At 69.9% G+C, this 20749-nt stretch carries 17 protein-coding genes; 7 read left to right on the top strand and 10 right to left on the bottom strand.

Going from position 1 to position 20749, the window contains the following annotated elements:
• The first annotated feature begins 178 nt into the window (after positions 1-178).
• The 3 genes from addB to trxA all read left to right on the top strand — a co-directional run bounded on the left by addB (position 179) and on the right by trxA (position 7135).
• Positions 179-3253 (top strand): double-strand break repair protein AddB, encoded by a 3075-nt coding sequence (gene addB, locus B3D50_RS13010; protein WP_286951753.1) that lies wholly within the window; start codon positions 179-181, stop codon positions 3251-3253.
• Complete coding sequence (gene addA / locus B3D50_RS13005) at positions 3250-6678, top strand: double-strand break repair helicase AddA (protein ID WP_286951751.1); 3429 nt, start codon at positions 3250-3252, stop codon at positions 6676-6678. Before addB ends, addA begins: the two co-directional genes overlap by 4 nt.
• 124 nt (positions 6679-6802) lie before the next feature.
• The gene (gene trxA, locus B3D50_RS13000) at positions 6803-7135 is read left to right on the top strand and encodes a thioredoxin (protein ID WP_003166386.1); all 333 of its coding nucleotides are present in this window, start codon (positions 6803-6805) and stop codon (positions 7133-7135) included.
• Positions 7136-7397: 262 nt separating this feature from the next.
• Here trxA and B3D50_RS12995 read toward each other — a convergent pair whose 3' ends face one another.
• From B3D50_RS12995 to B3D50_RS12955, 9 genes are all read right to left on the bottom strand, one after another.
• Positions 7398-8684, bottom strand: a complete 1287-nt coding sequence (locus B3D50_RS12995; protein ID WP_286951749.1) for a bifunctional folylpolyglutamate synthase/dihydrofolate synthase — start codon at positions 8682-8684, stop codon at positions 7398-7400.
• Positions 8685-8699: 15 nt separating this feature from the next.
• Positions 8700-9596, bottom strand: a complete 897-nt coding sequence (locus B3D50_RS12990; RefSeq protein WP_286951747.1) for an acetyl-CoA carboxylase carboxyltransferase subunit beta — start codon at positions 9594-9596, stop codon at positions 8700-8702.
• A gap of 11 nt (positions 9597-9607) precedes the next feature.
• Positions 9608-10450 carry a tryptophan synthase subunit alpha gene (gene trpA, locus B3D50_RS12985; protein ID WP_286951745.1) on the bottom strand — a complete coding sequence of 281 codons (843 nt, stop codon included), beginning with the start codon at positions 10448-10450 and terminating at the stop codon, positions 9608-9610.
• Entirely contained in the window at positions 10447-10956 is a 510-nt protein-coding gene (locus B3D50_RS12980) for a hypothetical protein (RefSeq protein WP_286951744.1), read from the bottom strand. The genes trpA and B3D50_RS12980 overlap by 4 nt, the downstream gene beginning before the upstream one ends.
• The gene (gene trpB, locus B3D50_RS12975) at positions 10956-12167 is read right to left on the bottom strand and encodes a tryptophan synthase subunit beta (RefSeq protein ID WP_286951966.1); all 1212 of its coding nucleotides are present in this window, start codon (positions 12165-12167) and stop codon (positions 10956-10958) included. The genes B3D50_RS12980 and trpB overlap by 1 nt, the downstream gene beginning before the upstream one ends.
• A 45-nt stretch (positions 12168-12212) precedes the next feature.
• Entirely contained in the window at positions 12213-12851 is a 639-nt protein-coding gene (locus B3D50_RS12970; RefSeq protein WP_286951743.1) for a phosphoribosylanthranilate isomerase, read from the bottom strand.
• 154 nt (positions 12852-13005) lie between these two features.
• Positions 13006-13746, bottom strand: coding sequence for a pseudouridine synthase (locus tag B3D50_RS12965; protein WP_286951741.1), 741 nt, complete (start codon positions 13744-13746; stop codon positions 13006-13008).
• 34 nt (positions 13747-13780) lie between these two features.
• The gene (locus B3D50_RS12960; protein WP_286951740.1) at positions 13781-14680 is read right to left on the bottom strand and encodes a class I SAM-dependent methyltransferase; all 900 of its coding nucleotides are present in this window, start codon (positions 14678-14680) and stop codon (positions 13781-13783) included.
• A 200-nt stretch (positions 14681-14880) separates the two neighbouring features.
• Positions 14881-15918, bottom strand: a complete 1038-nt coding sequence (locus tag B3D50_RS12955; RefSeq protein WP_003166349.1) for a 2'-deoxycytidine 5'-triphosphate deaminase — start codon at positions 15916-15918, stop codon at positions 14881-14883.
• Between the two features lie 93 nt (positions 15919-16011).
• Between B3D50_RS12955 and apaG the strand changes: the two genes are divergently transcribed.
• Positions 16012-16419 (top strand): Co2+/Mg2+ efflux protein ApaG, encoded by a 408-nt coding sequence (apaG, locus tag B3D50_RS12950; protein ID WP_003166348.1) that lies wholly within the window; start codon positions 16012-16014, stop codon positions 16417-16419.
• A 322-nt stretch (positions 16420-16741) separates the two neighbouring features.
• Here apaG and B3D50_RS12945 read toward each other — a convergent pair whose 3' ends face one another.
• Positions 16742-17284, bottom strand: a complete 543-nt coding sequence (locus B3D50_RS12945; RefSeq protein ID WP_286951734.1) for a GcrA family cell cycle regulator — start codon at positions 17282-17284, stop codon at positions 16742-16744.
• A 235-nt stretch (positions 17285-17519) separates the two neighbouring features.
• Here B3D50_RS12945 and B3D50_RS12940 point away from each other — a divergent pair, with 235 nt between their 5' ends.
• From B3D50_RS12940 to B3D50_RS12930, 3 genes are all read left to right on the top strand, one after another.
• A complete protein-coding gene (locus tag B3D50_RS12940) occupies positions 17520-18359 on the top strand; it encodes an ABC transporter permease (RefSeq protein WP_286951730.1) in 840 nt (279 codons plus the stop codon).
• 56 nt (positions 18360-18415) lie between these two features.
• On the top strand, positions 18416-19330 hold the full coding sequence (locus B3D50_RS12935) for a M20/M25/M40 family metallo-hydrolase (protein WP_286951728.1): 915 nt from the start codon (positions 18416-18418) through the stop codon (positions 19328-19330).
• Between the two features lie 134 nt (positions 19331-19464).
• Positions 19465-20640, top strand: coding sequence for an aspartate aminotransferase family protein (locus tag B3D50_RS12930; protein WP_286951964.1), 1176 nt, complete (start codon positions 19465-19467; stop codon positions 20638-20640).
• The last annotated feature ends 109 nt before the right edge of the window (positions 20641-20749 follow it).

Below are 20749 nucleotides of genomic sequence, written 5' to 3'. Positions count from 1 at the left end.
CCCGCCCCGACTACGCCGACCACGGCCCCGACGGCCCTTTCTCGCTCAGCCCCCTGTGGCGCGCCTCGGCCGCCGAGGGACGCCTCTACGGCTGCGTGCTCGACGGCGACTGGATGCACGTCGGCGACCCTCAGGCGCGCGACGAGGCCGAGGCGCGGCTGAAGGCGGAGACCTGATCATGACGAGGGGGCGCTTCGATCCGTTCGCCGGAAGCGGGCCGCGCTGGCGCGCCGTGCCCGCCTGGCGGCCCTTCCTCGAAGACCTCGCGGCGGGGGTGCTGGACTGGCTGGGCGACGCCCCGCCCGAGACCCTGACCGACGCCACCATCCTGCTGCCCAACCGCCGCGCCGCCCGCGCCTTCTCCTTCGCCCTGGGCAAGCTGGCGGGCGAGCGTCCCGTCCTGCTGCCGCAGGTGCGCCCGCTCGGCGATCTGGAAGAAGACGAGCCGCCCTTCGCCCCCGGCGAGCTGGGTCTGGACCTGCCGCCCGCCATCGCCCCCCTGACCCGCCGGTTCGAGATGGCGCGGATGATCGCCGAGGACTTCGAGCCGGGGATGAAGCCCCTGCGCGCCCTCGAAATGGCCGATGCGCTGGGCTCCTTCCTCGATTCCTGCCAGTTGGAGGAAGTCTCCGACCTGTCGCGCGTCGCGACCCTGGCCGAACAGGATCTGGCCGAACACTGGCGCGAGAGCGCCCGCTTCCTCGGCCTCGCCGTCGAGGCCTGGCCGAAGCGGCTGGAGGCGCTGGGACTGGTCGATCCCGCCTGGCGCCGCGCCACTCTTTTGCGTCGTCTGGCCGAGGCCTGGGACGCCCGCCCGCCGCAGGCTCCCGTCATCGCCGCCGGTTCGACCGGCACCGTCCCCGCCGCCGCAGACGTGCTGAAGGCCGTGGCCAAGGCGCCGCAGGGCGTGGTCGTCCTGCCCGGCCTCGACCTCGATCTGGCCGCCGACGCCTGGGACCGCATCGACGACCAGCACCCGCAGGCCGCGCTGAAGGCCCTGCTGGCCCGCGCCGAGGTCGTCCGCGAGGCCGTCCAGCCGTGGTTCCAGCCTGCGCTTGATCCCGCCGTCGAGGCGCGCGGTCTGGCCCGTCAGCGCCTGATCAACGAAGCCCTGCGCCCCGCCGAGGCCACCGACGACTGGCGCGCCGAGATCAAGCGCCTGCGCGCCCGCTCGGCCGAGGCAGGGCGCGCCGCCGACCCCATCGCCGAGGGCCTGTCGGGCCTGACCGTCCTGTCCGTCCGCGCCGAGGAACAGGCCGCGACCGCCGTCGCCCTGATGATGCGCGAAAGCCTGGAGCAGCGCGGCCCCGACGGCCGCCCGATCACCTGCGCCCTGGTGACGCCGGACCTGCAGCTGTCGCGCCGGGTCGAGGCGCGACTGGCGCGTTGGGGCATTGTCGCCGACTCTTCCACCGGCCAGCCCCTGTCGCGGATGACGGCCGGGGGTTTGGTCGACCTTTGCGCCCGTTTCCTAGCCGAGCCGCTGAAGCCGCAGACCCTGCTGGCCCTGCTGAAGCACCCGCTGGTCCGCCTCGATCTGGGCGAGACGTCGCTCACCGACGCCGCAGAGGCGCTGGAGGAGCACGCCCTGCGCGGCCCCCGCCCGCGCCGCTGGTCCCAGCTTCACGAACGCCTGCTGAAGGCGGGCGAGCCTCGACGCGGCGGCCTGCCGCTGGCCGACTGGAAGCTGGCCCGGCTGAAGGGCGCGCAGGCCCTCGCCGACCGGCTGGAGACGCTGGCGACCGCCCGCCCCTGTCCGCCGGACGAAGCCACCCGCACCCTGACCGCTCTGATCGAGGCCCTGGCCGGTCAGAACGCCTGGGCCGGGCCGGACGGCGAGGCGGCGGCCTCCCTATTGTCGGCCCTGATTGAGGGCGGCGGCCCGCTGGGCCAGACCACGCCCGCCGAGTTCGCCGATCTGATCGCCGCCTTGCTGGCCGAGACCACGGTGCGCACCGGCGGCGCCACCCACCCGTCCCTTCGCATTCTCGGCGCCATCGAGGCGCGGCTGGCGCGGGCCGACCGCATGATCCTGGCGGGGCTGGAGGAGGGCGTCTGGCCCAACGCCGCCCCGGTCGACCCCTTCCTGTCGCGGCCCATGCGCGCCGCCCTGCCCCTGCCCGCGCCCGAGCGGCGCCTGGGCCAGACGGCGCAGGACTTCGTCCAGGCCGCCTGCGCCGAGGAGGCCATCCTGGTCCACTGCGAGCGGCGCGGCGGCCAGCCCGCCGTACGCTCGCGCTGGCTGTGGCGGTTGGAGATGCTGACGCGCGGCGCAAACGCGCCCGACACCCCGGTCCGGCTCAGCGCCCCTGAAGGCGTCGCCGACTGGACCTCCGCCCTCGACGCCCCGACGCCCGGCCCGGCCCGGCTGGCCCCGCGTCCCGCGCCCACGCCCCCAGTCGAGCGCCGCCCGCGCAGCCTCTATGTCACCGGGGTCGAACGCTGGGTCCGCGACCCCTACGCCCTCTACGCCCGCCGCATTTTGAACCTCGAACCGATGGAGCGCCCCGGCGCCTCGGCCGAGGCCCTGGCGCGCGGCAACGCCGTGCACAAGGCCATCGAGCGCCTGACCGAGGACTGGCCCGACCTGCTGCCCGACGATCTCGACGCGATGATCGAGCGCCTGTTACTAGAGGAGCTGGGCGCCCACGGCTTCGAAGACGCCGCCATGGCCCGCGAGGCGCCGCTGGCCAGGAACGCCGCCCGCTGGCTGGCCGGATTCGAGACGAACCGCCGCGCGCGCGGCGTCCAACTGCTGATCGAGCAGCAAGGCGCATTGGAATTCGACGCGCCGGGCGGCCCCTTCACCGTCAAGGCCTACGCCGACCGCATCGAGGTCGGCGCCCTGTCCGCCGCCGTCATGGACTTCAAGACCGGCCAGGTTCCGACCGCCAAACAGATCAAGGCGGGCTTCGCGCCCCAACTGACCCTGACCGGCGCCATTCTGGCGGCGGGCGGCTTCCAGGAGACGAACGGTCCCGTCCCGCCGGAAGAACTGACCTATGTCCGCGTCGTCGGCCGCAAGAAGGCGGGCGAGGTCGCCGTGCGCGCCGCCGGACCGGAGGCGCAGGCCCTGTCCGACGCCGCGCTGCAAGGCCTGATGGCCCGTGTCGCCCGCTTCGACGATGAAGCCACGCCCTACGTCTCCTGGGCCGCGCCGCAGTTCATGGGCAGCTACAGCCCCTACAACCTGCTGGCCCGCGTCTGGGAATGGCACGTCATCGGCGGCGGCGAAGAAGGAGAGGCGGAATGAACCTCCACGTCCGCGACGGCCTCAATCCCCAGACCCGCGCCGCTGACCCGGCCCGCTCGGTCTTCGTCACCGCCAACGCGGGATCGGGCAAGACCACCACCCTGGTCAGCCGGGTGGCGCGCCTGCTGCTGGGCGGCGCCGCGCCCTCGGCCATCCTGTGCGTGACCTACACCAAGGCCGCCGCCGCCGAGATGCAGGCCCGCCTGTTCGAGACTCTGGGCAAATGGGCCGTCATGGACGACGGCGAACTGTCGGCCGAGCTGGCGAAACTGGACGACAGCGACCCCGCCGCCCTCAACCCCGCCCGCCTGTCCGAAGCGCGCCGCCTGTTCGCCCGCGCCCTGGAGACACCCGGCGGGCTGAAGATCCAGACCATCCACGCCTTCTGCGAAAAGCTGTTGCGCCGCTTCCCCATCGAGGCGGGCGTTTCGCCGCGCTTCACCGTGCTGGAGAACGAGGCGGCGATCGCCCTGTCCCACGCCGCGCGCGAAGACCTGGCCCGCGCCGCCCTGGCCGACGCCGAAGGGCCGGTCGGCGAGGCCTACAGCCATTTCGCGGTCGAGCTGGACTGGGGCCGCTTCCAGGATCTGCTGGCCTTGATCGAGGCCAAGCGCGCCGAACTGACCGACTATGTCGCCCGCGTCGCCGACGGCCGGGCGCCCGGCCCCTACGTCCTGACCGGCGCCGATCCGCAAAGGTCGCCCGAAGACATCGAGGCCGACTTCCTGCGCTGGCTGGACCGGGGCGAGGTCCGCCGCATGGCCGAGCTGATGACCACCGGCTCAAAGACCGACAAGGACCGGGCCGCTGAACTGATCCACGCCCTCGACCACGACTGGAGCTTCCACGGCCTCGGCGTCGTCTTCCTGACCGGCTCCGGCTCGCCCCGCAAGTCGATGGCGACCAAGCAGGCGCCGCCCGACGCCGCGGGCTGGCTGGCCGATCTTCAGGACAAGTTCCTGGCCGCCCGCGACCAGTTACGGGCCGCCAAGGTCGCCGACGACACCATCAGGCTGCTGACCCTCGCCAACGCCCACGCCGCCCTCTACGAGGCGGCCAAGACGGCGCACGGCGCGCTCGACTTCTCCGACCTGGTGGCCCGAACGGTTGAACTGCTGACCGTCCGCTCGACCGCCGCCTGGGTGCTGTACAAGCTGGACGGCGGCGTCGACCACGTCCTGATCGACGAGGCTCAGGACACCGCCCCCGAACAGTGGGCCATCATGCGCGCCCTGACCGGCGAGTTCTTCACCGTCGAGGGGACCGACCGCACCGTCTTCGCCGTCGGCGACGAGAAGCAGTCGATCTATTCCTTCCAGGGCGCCCGGCCCGAACGGCTGCGGCAGGAAGCGCAGGTCTATGACAGCCTGATCACCGGGGCAGGCGGGGCCTTCGAAGGCGTGCCGCTGGAGACCTCCTACCGCTCGACCGAGGCGGTGCTGTCGTTCGTGGACGCAGTCTTCGCCACGCCCGAACGCGCCCGGGCGCTGGTCGGGGAGACAGGCGAGATTCCGCACCACACCGCCGCCCGCCAAGGCCAACCCGGCGCGGTCGAGCTGTGGCCGCTGTTCGTGGACGAGGCCCCGCCCGAGCGCGACGCCTGGACTGATCCCGTCGATCAGGAGGGCGCCGCCAGCGCCCGCAAGCGCATGGCCCAGACGCTGGCGTTCGAGATCAAACGACAGGTCGAAACCGGCGCCGTCGTCTTCGACAAGGGCGGCGCCGCGCGCCCCTGCGGCTACGGCGACTTCCTGATCCTGGTCCGCCGCCGCGACGCGACCTTCGAGGAGATCATCCGCGCCCTGAAGGCGGCCGGCGCGCCCGTGGCGGGCGCCGACCGGCTAAAGCTGTCGCAGCACATCGTCTTCGACGACCTGAAGGCGCTGGCCCGTTTCGCCCTCTTCCCCGGCGACGATCTGACGGTGGCCGAGGTGCTGCGCGGCCCCTTCTGCGACGTGGACGAGGACAGCCTGTTCGACCTCGCCGGTCTCAAGGATCGCAAGGGCCTGTGGCGCGAGCTGAAGCGCCGCGCGAGCGAGCGGCCCGAGTGGGGTCAGGCGCTGGACCTGCTGCGCGCGGCGCGCGACGCCCGCGACCTCGATCCGTTCGGCTTCTTCTCCCGCCTGCTGAACCGGGTCGATGCGACCGGCCAATCAGGTCGCGCCCGCATCCTGACCCGCCTGGGCCGCGAGGCCGAGGAGGCCATCGACGAGACGCTCAATCAGGTGCTGGCCGCCGAGGGGCGCGGCGGGACCGATCTGGAGACCTGCCTCGCCCTGCTGGAAGCCGCCGACGTCGAGGTGAAGCGCGAACTGGAAGGGCCGCGCGGCGAGGTCCGCGTCATGACCGTCCACGGCGCCAAGGGGTTGGAGGCGCCGGTCGTCATCCTGCCCGACACGACGATGAAGGCGAAGGCGCAGGGGCCGTCGTTGATGCCGGTCGCCACCGAGAGCGGCGAAGCCTGGCTGATGTGCCCCGGCTCGTCGAAGGAGGACTGCCCCGCCTCGGCCGACGCCCGCGCGGCCCGCGAGGCGCGGGTCGGCGACGAATCCTTACGCCTGCTCTACGTCGCCCTGACCCGCGCGCGCGACCGGGTGATCGTCATGGGGCGCGGCTCCAAGCGCGCGCCCGAGGCCGGGGACTGGTGGTCGGTGATCGAGGAGACCTTCGACCGGCTGGGCGATCAGGTGCGCGAACTGGACGGCAGCGTCCGCCGCTACGGCGCCGATCCCGACAGCCTGCCCGCCGCCGTCGCCGCCGCCGAAATGCGCCCTGAGGCCCCCGACTGGGCGCGGACTGAGCCGCCGCGAGACGCCGCCGCCCGCTTCGCCTCGCCTTCGCAGATGCAGGAGCAGAAGCGCATCCCGGCGCCGTCGCCCCTAGCGCGCGGCGAAGGGCCGGGCGCCGGGCTGGGCCGCTTCCGGCGCGGCGACCTGATCCACCGCCTGCTGGAGCGCCTGCCCGACCTGCCGTCGCCCGACCGCCCCGACGCCGCCCGCCGGATGCTGGCGCGCGAACGCGACCTGAGCGAGGAGCAGCGCGCCGAGATGATCGCCGCCGCCTTCGGCGTGCTGGACGACGCCCGCTTCGCGCCCGTCTTCGGCCCCGGCAGTCGCGCCGAAGTCGCCCTGACCGGGACCGCGCCCGACCTGCCGTCCGGCGTGTCCATCTCGGGCCGCATCGACCGGCTGGTGGTCACTCCACAACGCGTATTAGTGGTCGACTTCAAGTCCAACCGTCCCGCTCCCGATCACGTCGAAGACGCCGATCCGGCCTATGTGCTGCAGATGGCGATCTACGCCGCCGTCCTGCGCCGTCTCTATCCCGACCGCGCGGTCGAAGCGGCCCTGGTCTGGACCGACGGGCCGAAGCTGATGGCGGTTCCTCAAGCCCTGATGGACGCCGCTCTCGAAAATGCGCGTTGATTTGTCGGGGATTCGCACCCACATCTGTGCCTGAACGCTGACGCCTTTGTCGGCGCGAAACAAGTTTTGCGCTCAAGCAGCGAGCCGCCGCGCGGCGAGCGATAGCGCCCTTAAGGAGACTAAAATGGCGACTGTGAAAGTCACCGACGACAGCTTCGACGCCGACGTCCTGAAGTCCTCGACCCCCGTGCTGGTGGATTTCTGGGCCGAGTGGTGCGGTCCCTGCAAGCAGATCGGCCCGGCGCTGGAGCAGATCGCCGACGAACTGGCCGGCAAGGTCACGGTCGCCAAGGTCAACATCGACGACAGCCCTATGGTCCCGTCGAAGATGGGCGTGAAGGGCATTCCGACCCTGATGCTGTTCAAGGACGGCCAGATGACCTCGATGAAGGTCGGCGCCATGCCCAAGGGCAAGATCGTCGAATGGCTGGCCGAAGCCGGCGTGACGGCGGACTGACACGACATTCTCCCTCCCCGTCCTGGGGAGGGCGGCTGAGTCCGCAGGGCGAAGTCGGGTGGGCGGCGTTTCGAAAGAGGCGCCGCCTTTTTCTTTTTGTCGAAGCCCTCCCCCTCGATGGGGGAGGGTTGGGTGGGGGTGTAGGCAGGCTGATTCCGACAGGAGCGCAGGAGACTTCCGCGCCTCGTGCGCCACGCTTTCTTACGTCGCGCGCGCACCCCCATCCCCAGCCCTTCCCCCATCGAGGGGGAAGGGAGGACGCTTATTGGGGCCAGGTCTCGCGGCTGGCGCCCAGCACCTCGCCCGCCAGATACAGCGAGCCGCAGATGACCACCCGCCCGGCGCCCAGGGCCAGGGCGCGGTCCAGCGCGGCGTCCACCGATCCCGCCGCCATGGCCCCGAAGCCGCGTCCCTGCGCGACGGCGGCCAAGGCCTCCGGCTCGGCGGCCGTCCCCTCGAAGCCGACGGTGAATACCTGGGCGTCGATGCCCTTCAGCGCCTCGAAGAAGCCGCCGGCGTCCTTGTTGGCCAGCATGCCGACGATCAGGGCTGTGGGGCGCGGCGCGCGCGCCTGACGGTCGGCCAGGGCGCGGGCCAGGGCGCGGGCGGCGTGCGGGTTGTGCCCGCCGTCCAGCCACAGTTCGGCGTCGGCCTGCTGGGCCTTGTCCGCATAAAGACCGGCGGTCAGTCGCTGCATTCGTGCAGGCCAGCGCACGGCCTTCAGCCCCTCGGCGATGGCGGTTTCGGGCAGATCCAACTCCAGCGCGGCGGCGATGGCGACGCCCGCATTGTCGAACTGGTGCGCGCCGGGCAAGGCGGGCGCAGGCAGGTCGAGAAACCGCTCCTGATCCTGATAGACGAGGCCCCCGCGCTCGGCCCAGGCGTCGAAGTCAACGCCCATGACGGTCAGGGGCGAGCCGACCTCGGCCGCGCGGCGCTCGATCACCGCCATGGCCGCCTCGGACTGACGCGCCACGACGCCGCGCGCGCCCGCCTTGAGGATGCCCGCCTTCTCGCCCGCCACGCCCTCGATGGTCGTGCCCAGGAACTCGGCGTGGTCCAGATCAACCGGGGTGATGACGCTGAGCAGAGGGCGGGCGATGACGTTGGTGGCGTCCAGCGATCCGCCGAGACCCACCTCGATGATCGCCAGATCAGCGGGCGTCTCGCTCATGGCCAGAAGGCCCGCCGCTGTGGTGCTTTCGAACACGGTGGCCTGGCCGCCGGTCTCGGCCATGGCCGCCTCGACCCGGTCGAGGATGGCGTTTAGGGCGTCATCAGTGATCAGCGTCCCGGCCAGCCGGATACGCTCGTTGAAGCGCACCAGATGCGGCGAGGTGTAGGCGTGGGCGCGCAGGCCCGCAGATTCTGCAATGGCGCGGATCAGGGCGACCGTCGAGCCCTTGCCGTTGGTGCCCGCGACATGGACCACCGGCGGCAGTTTATCCTGCGGATTCCCGAGCGCGGCGCACAGCGCCCGCATCCGATCCAGCGACAGGTCGATGCGCTGGGGATGCCGGGCGCGCAGGCGTTCCGAAATCGGGTCCATGGCAAAAGCCTGCGGTTAGGCAGCCTTCTTCTGGGCTGCGCCGCCCATCAGCATGGACAGGATCAGGCCCAGCGTCGTCGGCAGGTCGCCGCGCGACACCACCTTGTCGACCATGCCCTTGTCCTTGAGGTATTCGGCGCGCTGGAAGCCCGGCGGCAGCTTCTCGCGGATGGTGGTCTCGATCACGCGCGGACCGGCGAAGCCGATCAGGGCGCCCGGCTCGGCCAGGTGGACGTCGCCCAGCATGGCGTAGGAGGCCGTGACCCCGCCCGTGGTCGGGTCGGTCAGCACCACGACGTAGGGCAGCTTGGCCGCCTTCACTTCCTGAACGGCCAGGGTGGTGCGGGCCATCTGCATCAGGCTGAGGGCGCCTTCCTGCATCCGCGCCCCGCCGGCGGCGGTGTAGCAGACCAGGGGAATGTTGCGCTTCACCGCTTCACGCGCGGCGGCGATGAAGGCCTCGCCCGCCGCCATGCCCAGCGAACCGCCCATGAAGGTGAAGTCCTGCACGATGACCACGGCGGGCGCGCCGCCGATGCGGCCGTAGCCGATGGCCATGGTGTCCTTGCGGCCCGCCGCCTTGCGCGCCGCCGACAGACGATCGCGATAGGGCTTGCCGTCCGAGAATTTCAGCGGGTCTTCCGGCACGTCCGGCGTGTCGATGCTCTCGAACAGGCCGTCGTCGAAGGTGGCCTTCAGGCGCGTCGGCGCATTGATCCGCATGTGACGCCCCGACGGCGTGACCCACAGGGCCGCCTCCAGGTCCGAGCGGAACAGCATCTCGCCCGTATCGGGATCCTTGACCCACAGATTGTCCGGGGTGTCGCGCGGGCTGACGATCTTGCGCACGCCGGGCGCGAAACGCGACAGCCAGCCGCCGCGAGCCTTGTTCTCGGGATTTTTATCGACCATGGGCGGGGCCTTTAAACGGTTTCCGTCACGGAAGCACTAGTGCGGGCGCCATGAACCGCATCGGCCAGGGCCTTCACCTTGGCCAGAACGCGGGGAACGGCGGGTTCGTTCGCCTCGAGCGCTGCCGCCACCTCGTCGACGAAGACCGAGCCGGCCACCACGGCGTCGGCGACGCGGGCGATCTCGGCGGCGCGTTCCGGCGTCTTCACGCCGAAGCCGACAGCGACAGGCAGGCCGGCCGCGCGGCGCACGCGCTCGACGGCGGGCGCCACATCGGCGGCCACAGCCTCCTTCACTCCGGTCACCCCGGCGACGGAGACGTAGTAGACGAAGCCCGAGGTGCCCTCGGCGATGACCTTCAACCGCTCGTCGTCGGACGTCGGCGTAGCCAGGCGGATCAGCGACAGATCGGCGGCCTTCAGAGCGGCGAGCAGGGGCGCCGCCTCTTCCGGCGGGCAATCGACCACGATGATGCCGTCCACCCCGGCCTCGGCCGCATCGCGGGCGAAAGCCTCATAGCCGTAGGATTCCACCGGGTTCAGATAGCCCATCAGGATCAACGGCGTGTCCTGATCACCTTTGCGGAAGTCCGCGACCAGGTCGAGCGTGCCGCGCAGGGTCATCCCCGCCTTCAGCCCGCGCAAGGCGGCGCGCTGGATCGGCGGCCCCTCGGCCATCGGGTCCGAAAAGGCCAGGCCCAGCTCGATCAGATCCGCCCCGGCGGCGGGCAGACCCTTCAGGATCTGAAGCGCCTCATCGCGGCTGGGATCGCCGGTCATGACATAGGGAACGAAGCCGGCCCGGCCCTCGGCCTTCAGCTTGGCGAAGCGGGCGTCGATACGCATCGTCGTCACTGCGCCGAACCTCCCGAAGGCGTTGCCGGAGCGGCGGGCGCCGCCATGCAGACGTCGCCCGGAATGACGGCGAAGCCCAGATAGCCCGGCGCGGTCGCCTCGGCGGGCTTGGTCTCGTCGTAGAAGGCGACCATCTGCAGGCCGTCGCAGCCGCCGCCGTCGCGGCGACGCACGAAGATGACGCGGTTGTCGTCGCCGTCGGCCGCCAGCCAGTTCAGCGTGGCCAGATGCTCGGTATAGGCGTCGGCCAGGGCGCCGATCTGATCCAGTTGCGCCGTCACGCAGAAGGCCGGACTACGCAGCAAGCCGCCGCAATCGGCCGCCTCCGTCGCCGGCGGCAGAACCGGCATGCCCGTGGCCGCCGGACCAGGCGGAATGGTCGGCGCGGTCTGCACGGGCGCTTGGCCAGAAGACGTCTGGGGCGCAGGCGCCGCCGTGTTCTGCGCCAGGGTCAGGGTCGGTGAAACAGCCGCCGCGAGGGCGGCGATCAGCAGGGTCTTCATCATCACAGCTCCACGCCCAGGTGCTGGGCCACGGTGTTGATATCCTTGTCGCCCCGGCCCGACAGGACGATCACCAGATCGCCGTCCTTGCCGATCTGCTTGGCGACCTCGCCCGCGCGCGCCAGGGCGTGCGAGGCTTCCAGCGCAGGGATGATGCCTTCCAGTTTGCAGAGCTGCTGGAAGGCCTCCAGCGCCTCGTCGTCGGTGCTGGACAGATACTCCGCCCGGCCCAGGTCGTGCAGCCAGGCGTGCTCCGGCCCGATGCCCGGATAGTCCAGACCGGCCGAGATGGAGTGGCCCTCCAGAATCTGGCCGTCGGCGTCCTGCAGCAGATAGGTGCGGTTGCCGTGCAGCACGCCCGAGCGCCCGCCCTTCAGGCTGGCGGCGTGGGCGGGGGTGTCCAGGCCGTGACCCGCCGCCTCGACGCCGATCAGGCGCACGCCCTCATCGGCGATGAAGGGGTGCATGGCGCCGATGGCGTTCGATCCGCCGCCGATGCAGGCCATGACGGCGTCGGGCAGACGGCCGATCTGGCGCTGGCTCTGAGCCTTGATCTCCTTGCCGATCACCGACTGGAAGTCGCGCACCATGGCCGGATAGGGGGCCGGGCCCGCCGCCGTGCCGATGATGTAGTAGGTGTCGGCGACATTGGTGACCCAGTCGCGCATCGCCTCGTTCATGGCGTCCTTCAGCGTCGCTGCGCCGGCCGTCACCGGGTTCAGCTCGGCGCCCAGCAGCTTCATGCGGAAGACGTTCGGCTGCTGCCGGGCCACGTCGACGGCGCCCATGTAGACCGTGCAGGGCAGGCCGAAGCGGGCGCAGACGGTGGCCGAGGCGACACCGTGCTGGCCGGCGCCCGTCTCGGCGATGATGCGCGTCTTGCCCATGCGGCGGGCCAGCAGGATCTGGCCCATGCAGTTGTTGATCTTGTGTGCGCCCGTGTGGTTCAGGTCTTCGCGCTTCAGCCAGATCTTGGCGCCGCCGAAATGCTCGGTCAGCCGCTCCGCGAAATAGAGCGGGCTGGCGCGGCCGACGTAGTGCTCCAGATAGCCGTCGAGTTCGGCCTGGAAGCTGGGATCCGCCTTGGCCGCCGCATAGGCCGCCTCCAGCTCATGGATCAGCGGCATCAGGGTCTCGGGCACGAAACGACCGCCATAGGGGCCGAAACGGCCCTCGGCGTCGGGCCAGGCGTAGGAATTCGAGAGAGCGTTCACGGTCTGGGGCACAACGTAAAGTCTTCAGGGAGGAAGGCGACGAAATCAGGACCGCGATGCGGCGTCCAGAAAAGCTTTGATCAGGGTGCGGTCCTTAACACCCGGCGCGCTTTCGACGCCAGAGGACACATCGACCATCGGCGCCCCTGAAATCCGCACCGCCTCGGTAACATTTTGCGGATCCAGCCCGCCCGCGAGGAACCAGTTTGCGGGAAGCGCCCGGTTCTGCATCAGCCCCCAGTCGAACGAGGCCCCCACCCCGCCGGGCAGATCGGCGCCCTTGGGCGGCCGGGCGTCGAACAGCAGATGATCGGCGACGCCGGTCCAGTCGGCGACGCCCGCAAAGTCCGCCCCGTCCTCGATCGGCAGGGCCTTGATGATCCCCGCTCCCGTCAGTCTTCGCGCCTCGGCCGCGCGCTGCGCCGTCTCATGGCCGTGTAACTGGATGAAGTCGGGCCGCAGGATCAGGGCGACTTCGCTCAACAGGGCGTCGTCGGGATCAACCAGAACGGCCACCACCTTCGCTTTTCCGCGCGCCCGGTCGAACAGGTTGGCGGCGTGCATCGGCGGGATATGGCGCGGGCTCTTGGGAAACACCACCGCCCCGACAAAGGCCGCCCCGCCGTCCAGAGCCGCATCTAGGGTATCCGGCGTCGTCAGGCCGCAGATCTTGGTGAGTGTCATGAGACAGGCAGGTGCGCGACTGCAGAGGGCAGGTCAAGCGCCGGCCCTCCTGCTTCCCGCTCACCCCGGCGGACGCCGGGGCCCAGTTCTTTGGCTGCAAACGCGGCGTATGAGGCTCTCACTGGATCCCGGCGTCCGCCGGGATGAGCGGAGTTCAGAAGGCGAAGATCGACGCGATCTCGTCCTCGGTCAGCAGTCGCCACTCGCCCGGCCCCAGATCATCGGGCAACGCCAGCCCGCCCAGCCGCTCGCGGTGCAGAGCCTCGACGTGGTTGCCCGCCGCCGCGAACATCCGGCGCACCTGATGATAGCGCCCCTCCGTCACCGTCAGCAGGGCTTCGGTCGGCGACACCACCTCCAGCACGGCGGGCGCCAGCGGCTTGTCCTCGCCCTCCAGCACCAGCTCGCCCGAGGCGAACAGCCCCCCCTCCGCCCCGTTCAGCGGCCGCGCCAAGGACGCGCGATAGACCTTGGCCACATGACGCTTGGGCGAAATCACCCGGTGCAGCAGGTCGCCGTCGTCAGTCAGCAGCAACAGGCCGCTCGTCTGCTTGTCCAGCCGCCCGATGGTCGAGATCGCCGGATCGCGCCGCCGCCAACGGTCGGGCAGGACGTCATAGACCAGCGCCCCGTCCTCCTTGTGCGAACAGGTCATGCCCAGCGGCTTGTTCAGCAGGACGACCAGACCGGCCACGGGGTCCAGCGGCTCGCCGTCGATCTCCATGCGCGTCGGCAGATCGGGCGTCACCGGAATGCGCTTCGACACATCGGTCAGATCGGCGCCGTCCAGCACGACGCCGCCCGCCTTGCCCAGCCGCGCCATCTCGGCCCGCGAGCCGTAGCCCATCGAACCCAGCAGCCTGTCCACGCGGGACGTTGGAATCTTCTTGCTCATGCCCTAACGCCCTTCGGGCTGCTTGAGGGCGGGTTCATTTCACCGCCTCGAAAACCTTGTAGCCGCCCTGATCCACGACCATCCGCACCCGCTTGAAGGCGGCGTCCAGCTCGGCCTCATAGGGCAGGTGGCGGTTGGCGACGATCCAGGCCGTTCCGCCCTTCTTCAGCATCTCGGCCGCCTTGCGGATGAAGGTCTGCCCCAGCCGCCGGTCCTCGTCGCCGCCGTCGTGGAAGGGCGGGTTGCTGACGATGAAGTTCAGATCGCCCGCCGCCTCCAGCGTCCGCACGTCGGCCCAGTCGAAGCTGGCGCGCGCATCTTCGACATTGCGCTTCGCCGCCTCGACCGCGCGCCGGTCGATGTCGACCAGCCGCAAAGCCGTCACGCCGGGCGAGCGCAGCACCACCGTCGACAACGCCCCGAAGCCGCACCCCAGATCGGCGCCCGCCCCCTTCAGCGGCGGCAGCACCTGCGCCAGCAGCGCCGTGCCCGGATCAATCCGATCCCAGGCGAAGACGCCCGGCTGCGACCAGGCCTCCAGCCCCGGAACCACGCGCGGCGCGCCCGCCTCGATCGCGGCGTCCAGGCCCTCGACCGCCTCGGGGCGGATGACGATGCAGCGGCGATGATGCGCCTTGGCCGTCTCGATGACCTCCAGCCCGAAGTCCTTCAGCTCCTTGCCCAGACGCGATCCGCCCTTGTCCTTGGGGGCCATGACGTCCAGCCGCCCGCCGGGCTTCAGCGTCTTCAGCGCCAGCGCCAGCGTATAGCGACGCTCCACCGCGCCCGGCGGGGCGTACAGCATCACCCCGTCGGCCGATCCGGGCGCAACCGTCTCCAACGCCGTCGAGCCGGGGATCAGGGGCGAGGTCTGCGTCGCCGTCGAGGGCGGATCGAACACCGCGGGCGGGCGGCCGTAGAGAAGCATGGTCATGCGCTGCCTATAACGACATTTCCGTCTTCCTTCTGCCCTTGTGGAAGAAGATGGGCGCCGAAGACGCTTGAATGAGGGGGGTGAACGCCGCGGTCGGTCGACCATGGCGTTTTTTCTTCATCAGACCGACAGGCTGTGCGCCTAGGCCCCCGTCCGTCATGCTTCACATGCCGTCTTCTCCCTCAGGCGAGAGGGGCAGATCAGCCCCAGGGGCGGAAGTGTTTCGACAGCTTGAGCCCCTGGCTCTGGTAGTGACTGCCGCCTTCGCCATAGAGACGTGAGGGTCGCTCCGTCAGCGGCTCATAGACCAGGCGGGCGACGATCTGGCCGTGTTCCAGCAGGAAGGGGGTGTCGTGGGTGCGGACTTCCAGCACGCCCTTGGAGCCTGCGCCGTGCGCCTCGTCCGTGCCGAAGCCGGGGTCGAAGAAGCCGGCGTAGTGGACCCGGAACTCGCCGACCGAGGGGTCGATCGGGGTCATTTCGGCGGCCTGGTCGACCGGAATTTCCACATCGTCCGACGAGGCCAGGATGTAGAACTCGCCCGGATCCAGCAGCAGTTCGCCCCGGCGCAGGGTCAGCGGCTCCCAGAAGTCGCGCGGGTCGTGGCCGTCGATGTGGTCCATGTTGACCACGCCCGCGTGGCGGCGGCCGCGATAGCCGACGACGCCGTTGTCGCCCGCGCGCAGATCGACGCCGACGCTGCGGGTCTCCAGCTTGGGCGGCTCCCCCGCCTTGAGGCGCAGCTGGTTCAGGCGCGTGCCCGGCTTGACCAGGATGGAGAAGGTCTGGGGCGCGATCTCGAGGTAGAGGGGGCCGTCATAGCCCTCGTCCACGTCGTCGAAGCTGCCGCCCTGATCGGTCAGCAGGCGCACGAAGACGTCGACGCGGCCGGTCGAGCTCTTCGGATTGGCGCGTGCGTTCAACCCCTTGGGCAGGCTGAGGCGCTCCTGCAGGCGGGCGATGTAGACGCAGCCCTTCTCCATCACATAGCCGCTGTCGGGCAGGTCGATGGCGTGCATGGCGACGTCGGCGATGCGTTCCTCGACGCGGCGCTGGCCGGGCAGGAAGGAGGCGCGCACGCGCCAGGCCCGGTCGGACAGGCGCAGGTCCAGGCTGGCCGGCTGGACCTGATCGACGTCGAACGGGGTGTCGGAGGCGATGGCGCCGATCGCGATCAGGGTCTCAATGCCCTGGAAGGGAAGGATGCCGGGCTGGTCGGGAATGGAAAAGCGGGTCATGCCGTCCTGTTCTCACACGGATTTTCTCGTCTGTGTAGCTTGTCGGCGACGACAGACGCTTGAACCCCGCGTACGGCGGGACGCATATAGCGCATGCACTCCGCTCCTGCCTATACCGCCGAGACCGAAGGCGTCGTCGTTCGCGTCCGCCCCTCCTATCTGGCGGGCCAGTCGGACCCGGCCGAGAGCCGCTGGGTCTGGGCCTATCAGGTCGAGATCGTCAATCTGAGCGGCGGCCCGGTGCAGCTGGTGGCCCGGCGCTGGACCATCACCGACGCCCTGGGCCGGGTCGAGGAGGTGCGCGGCCCCGGCGTGGTCGGCGAGCAGCCGGTGATCGAGCCGGGCGACAGCTACGCCTACGCCTCGGGCTGTCCGTTGACGACGCCGTCCGGCTCCATGGTCGGCGCCTATTTCATGCAGGACGCCGAAGGCCGGATGTTCGAGGCCGCCATCCCGGCCTTCAGCCTGGACGTGCCGGACTCACGGCGCGTTCTGAACTAAGGGCAGGTCTCAAGCTGGGAGTGAAGGGGCTGAAGCCATTCGGCCCTCAAGCAGCGCGAAGCGCGTAGGGCCAGTACGAAGTCCCTCAAGCAGCGCGAAGCGCGTTAGGGCCAACAAAAAAACCCCCGCCGAGGGCGAGGGCCTGGATGGGACTGCGTCAACCCGGATGAACCGCAGTCCCGCCCCGGAGCCCGTCGGAAGCCGACGGGGCGGACGGCGGCCCCTTTAGGAGGCGTTCGTGTCGGCCGTAGGGCCGAAACTCGACGACGCGGCGGCTCCTCTGCTCAAGCAGGGAGCCGCCGCGCGGCGAGCGATAGCAGGCTTAAATGTACCGGCGCAGGCTGCGGGCCAGGTCGGACGAGGCGTCCTTGCCGGCGCTCTTGCGGACCTGGGGCTGGTAGGCGACGCGGGCGTGCTCGACGCAGTAGACGCCTTCCGACGCGCGACGGCCGCAGAAGCTGAAGTCGCTGGTCGAGGGGTCGCCGATCGGCCATTTGCACATGTGGGCGCCCAGCGTCAGCACGGTGGCGGTGCCGGCCAGTTCCGGCGCGGGGGCCGGGACCGAAGCTTGCGGCGCGGCGGCGACGACGGGGCGCGGAGCCACGGCCTCGATGCGGCGCGGGGCCGACGGAGCCTGCACCGGCGCGGCCGGGGCGGCGGCGCGGGGGCGGGCCGGGCGGAAGGTGGTGCGGGCGGGCTGCGACGGCGCGGCCCGACCCGACAGGCCGAGGCGGTGCACCTTGCCGATCACGGCGTTGCGGGTCACGCCGCCGCCTAGAGCCTTGGCGATCTGGCTCGCTGACTGGCCTTCCAGCCACAGCTTCTTGAGCGCGCCGACGCGGTCTTCGGTCCAGCCTGGGTTCATGTCGCCCTCCTGAGGAGAAGTCGGATTCAATATCTTGTGCCGGAGTCCGAATTTCGGCCCCTCATCACGCCTCTAATCGTAAATCACCCCTTAAAACACGCAATATGTGGGAATTCACCTGTCCACAGAAACTACATCTAGTATGGTTAATGTCCCGATTTGACTCAATTTCTTGGGCGTCATCCACAGGGGCTGCGCCTTGCGAAACCGGCTTGGCTGTCGCATCTGAGGCGGCATGACGCACCTGATCGCCGGTTCCGACGCCTCTTCCGCCGCCCCTCACGGCCTACCCCAGCCTCGTCGCTATGACGGGATCAACTGGGTGGGGCTGCGCACCCTGTACCTGAAGGAGGTCCGCCGCTTCTGGAAGGTGGGCGCCCAGACGGTGGCGGCGCCGGTGGTGACGACCCTGCTCTACATGATGGTCTTCGTGGTGGCCCTGAAGGGAGCGCGGCCGCCGCTTCACGGCACGCCTTTCGCCGAGTTCGTCGCGCCGGGTCTGATCATGATGGCCATCCTGCAGAACGCCTTCGCCAACGCCTCGTCCAGCCTGATCCAGGCCAAGATCATGGGCACGGCCACCGACTTTCTGACTCCGCCGCTTAGCCCGCTGGAGCTGACGGTCGGCTTCACCCTGGGAGCGGCGACGCGCGGGGTGGCGGTGGGGCTGGTGACGGCGATCTGCGTCATGCCCTTCGCCAAGCTGGGGCTGGCCAATATCGCCCTGATCGTCTGGTTCGGCCTGATCGCCTCCCTGCTGATGGGCATGGTCGGGGTGCTGGCGGGGCTGTGGTCCGAGAAGTTCGACCATCTGTCGGCGGTGCAGAACTTCGTGGTCATGCCGATGACCTTCCTGTCGGGCACCTTCTACCTGATCGACAGCCTGCCCGAGCCGTTCGCCACCATCAGCAAGTTCAATCCCTTCTTCTACCTGATCGACGGGTTCCGAGCGGGCTTCATCGGTCATGCCGAGGGCAGCCTGATGGTCGGCGTGGTTATGAGCGCCGTCTTGACCGTGGTCATGGGCGCAGCCTGCTGGTTGGTGTTCCGTTCAGGCTGGCGGCTGAAGAGCTGACGTTTTAATCAAGGCGTCGAGCACGGGGCGAGGGGCCTCGCGAAAGGGGCCTCGCCATGTCGTTTCACCTTCGCCTGAAAGCCGCTGTGAGCGGCGCTTGCCTGGCCGTCGTCTGCCTGACGGCCGCGCCGTCTTTCGCCCAGGATCGCGCCGCCGATCTGCGTGAACAGGTCGGCGCCTACGCCAAGCCGTCCAACGCCGAGCGCCTGGAGGTGCTGCTGGGCCAGCTTCGGGCCGAGGGCTTCGCCCCTACGGTCGAGACCTTCGAGGGCGGCGGCCGCGCCGGTCCGATGCAGGGCTCCAACGTCGTCGTCACCCTGGGCGAAGGCGAGAAGGAGATCCTGCTGACCGCCCACTATGACGCGGTGAAACTGCGTGACGGGACGATGGCCGACGGCCTGGTCGACAACGCCGGCTCGGTGGTCGCCCTGATCGAGGCGGCCAAGATCCTGCGCGAGACGCCGCTGTCGCACCGCATCCGCATCATCTTCTTCGACCAGGAGGAGCTGGGCCTGATCGGCGCCAAGAAGTGGATCGAGGCGCATGGGATCGCCAATGTCGCGGCGGTGGTGAACTCGGACGTCGCCGCCTATGGCGACACCATGATGTACGGCCAGAACAACGGGACGCAGTCGGCCTTCGTCACCCGTGCGGTGCAGGAGCTGTGCGCCGAGCGCGCTCAGCAGTGCGTCGGCTTCCCCGAGTATCCGCCGTCCGACGACCGGGCCTTCTCGGCGGCGGGCGCGCCGGTGGTCTCGCTGGGCTTTCAGGACGAGGTCGGCGCCCACCAGATGTGGCTGGCCTTCAACGGCGGCGAGACCAACGGCCTGGCCGAGGGCTTCACGCCCCAGGTCTTCCGCGTCATCCACTCCAAGGATGACGCCATCGCGGCGGTCGAGGGCCACACCATCGACCTGGCGGGCCGGACCTATGCGGCCCTGATCCAGAAGCTCGATGCGCAACTGCGCTGAAATCGCGTCTCTCGCGGTGTTGACTAAGGGGAAATAGCGCCCGACAAGTTCGTCGCCCTTTTCCAAAGCGGTCCCGTCGCAGACGCGTCGGGACCGTCTCGTTTTATGGAGTCTGCCAAGTGTCCGGTCATCTGATGGGTGTCTACAATCGCGCGCCGCTGGAAGTGGAGCGCGGCCAGGGCGTCCGCCTCTGGTCCACCGACGGCACGGAATATCTGGACTGCGTCTCGGGCATCTCGACCAACGCCCTGGGCCACGCCCACCCCAAGCTGGTGCAGGCGGTCAAGGACCAGGCCGAGAAGCTGTGGCACGTCTCCAACATCTTCAAGATTCCGGGGCAGGACGCCCTGGCCGACTCCCTGTGCGAGAAGTCGTTCGCCGACGTCGTCTTCTTCACCAACTCGGGCACCGAGGCGATCGAGTGCGCCCTGAAGACGGCGCGCAAATTCCACGTCGCCAACGGCCAGCCTGAGCGCATCGACATCTACGGCTTCGACGGCTCGTTCCACGGCCGCACCTACGGCGCCATCAACGCCGCCGCCAACCCCAGCTACACCGAGGGCTTCGGACCCAAGATGGAAGGCTTCCATCAGCTGAAGTGGGGCGATAAGGCCGCGCTGACCGCCGCCTTCGAGAACCCCAACACGGCCGCCATCATCCTGGAGCCGGTGCAGGGCGAGGGCGGCTGCCGCGCCACGCCTGAGGAAGACCTGCGTTGGATGCGCGAGATGGCCGACAAATACGGCGTCCTGATCATCTTCGACGAAGTCCAGTGCGGCATGGGGCGGACCGGCAAGCTGTGGGCCCACGAATGGGCCGGCATGACGCCGGACATCATGGCTGTCGCCAAGGCCCTGGGCGGCGGCTTCCCCATCGGCGCCTGCCTGGCCACCGCCGAGGCGGCCAAGGGCATGACGGTCGGCGTCCACGGCTCGACCTTCGGCGGCAACCCGCTGGCCATGGCCGTCGGCCAGGCGGCTTTCGACGAAGTGTCGTCGGACGCCATTCTGGACAACGTCAATGAGGTCGCCGGCTATCTGACCCAGCAGCTGCACGGCCTCAAGGAGCGTTTCCCTGACGTGATCGTCGAGGTGCGCGGCAAGGGGCTGCTGCTGGGCGTCAAACTGGTTCCGAACAACCGCGAGTTCATGGGCTGGGCCCGTGACGAGGCCAAGCTGCTGGTCGCCGGCGGCGGCGACAACCTGGTCCGCGTCCTGCCGCCGCTGAACATCACCCTCGACGAGGCCCGCGAGGCCATCGAGAAGTTCGAGAAGGCCTGCGAGTTCGCCCGCACCAAGGTCGCCGGCTGACGCTGTTTCTCCCTCCCCTTCATAGGGAGGGCGGCCGTGCCGTGAGGCGAGGCCGGGTGGGGACGCTTTCTTATACCTCCAGACTTTCGCAGGGCCGCCCCCACCCGGT

The organism is Brevundimonas sp. UBA7507, assembly GCF_002478355.1.
Classification (GTDB): Bacteria; Pseudomonadota; Alphaproteobacteria; order Caulobacterales; family Caulobacteraceae; genus Brevundimonas; species Brevundimonas diminuta_D.
Note: the sequence above shows the minus strand (reverse complement) of the source record. Positions and strands in the feature narration are given on the sequence as shown.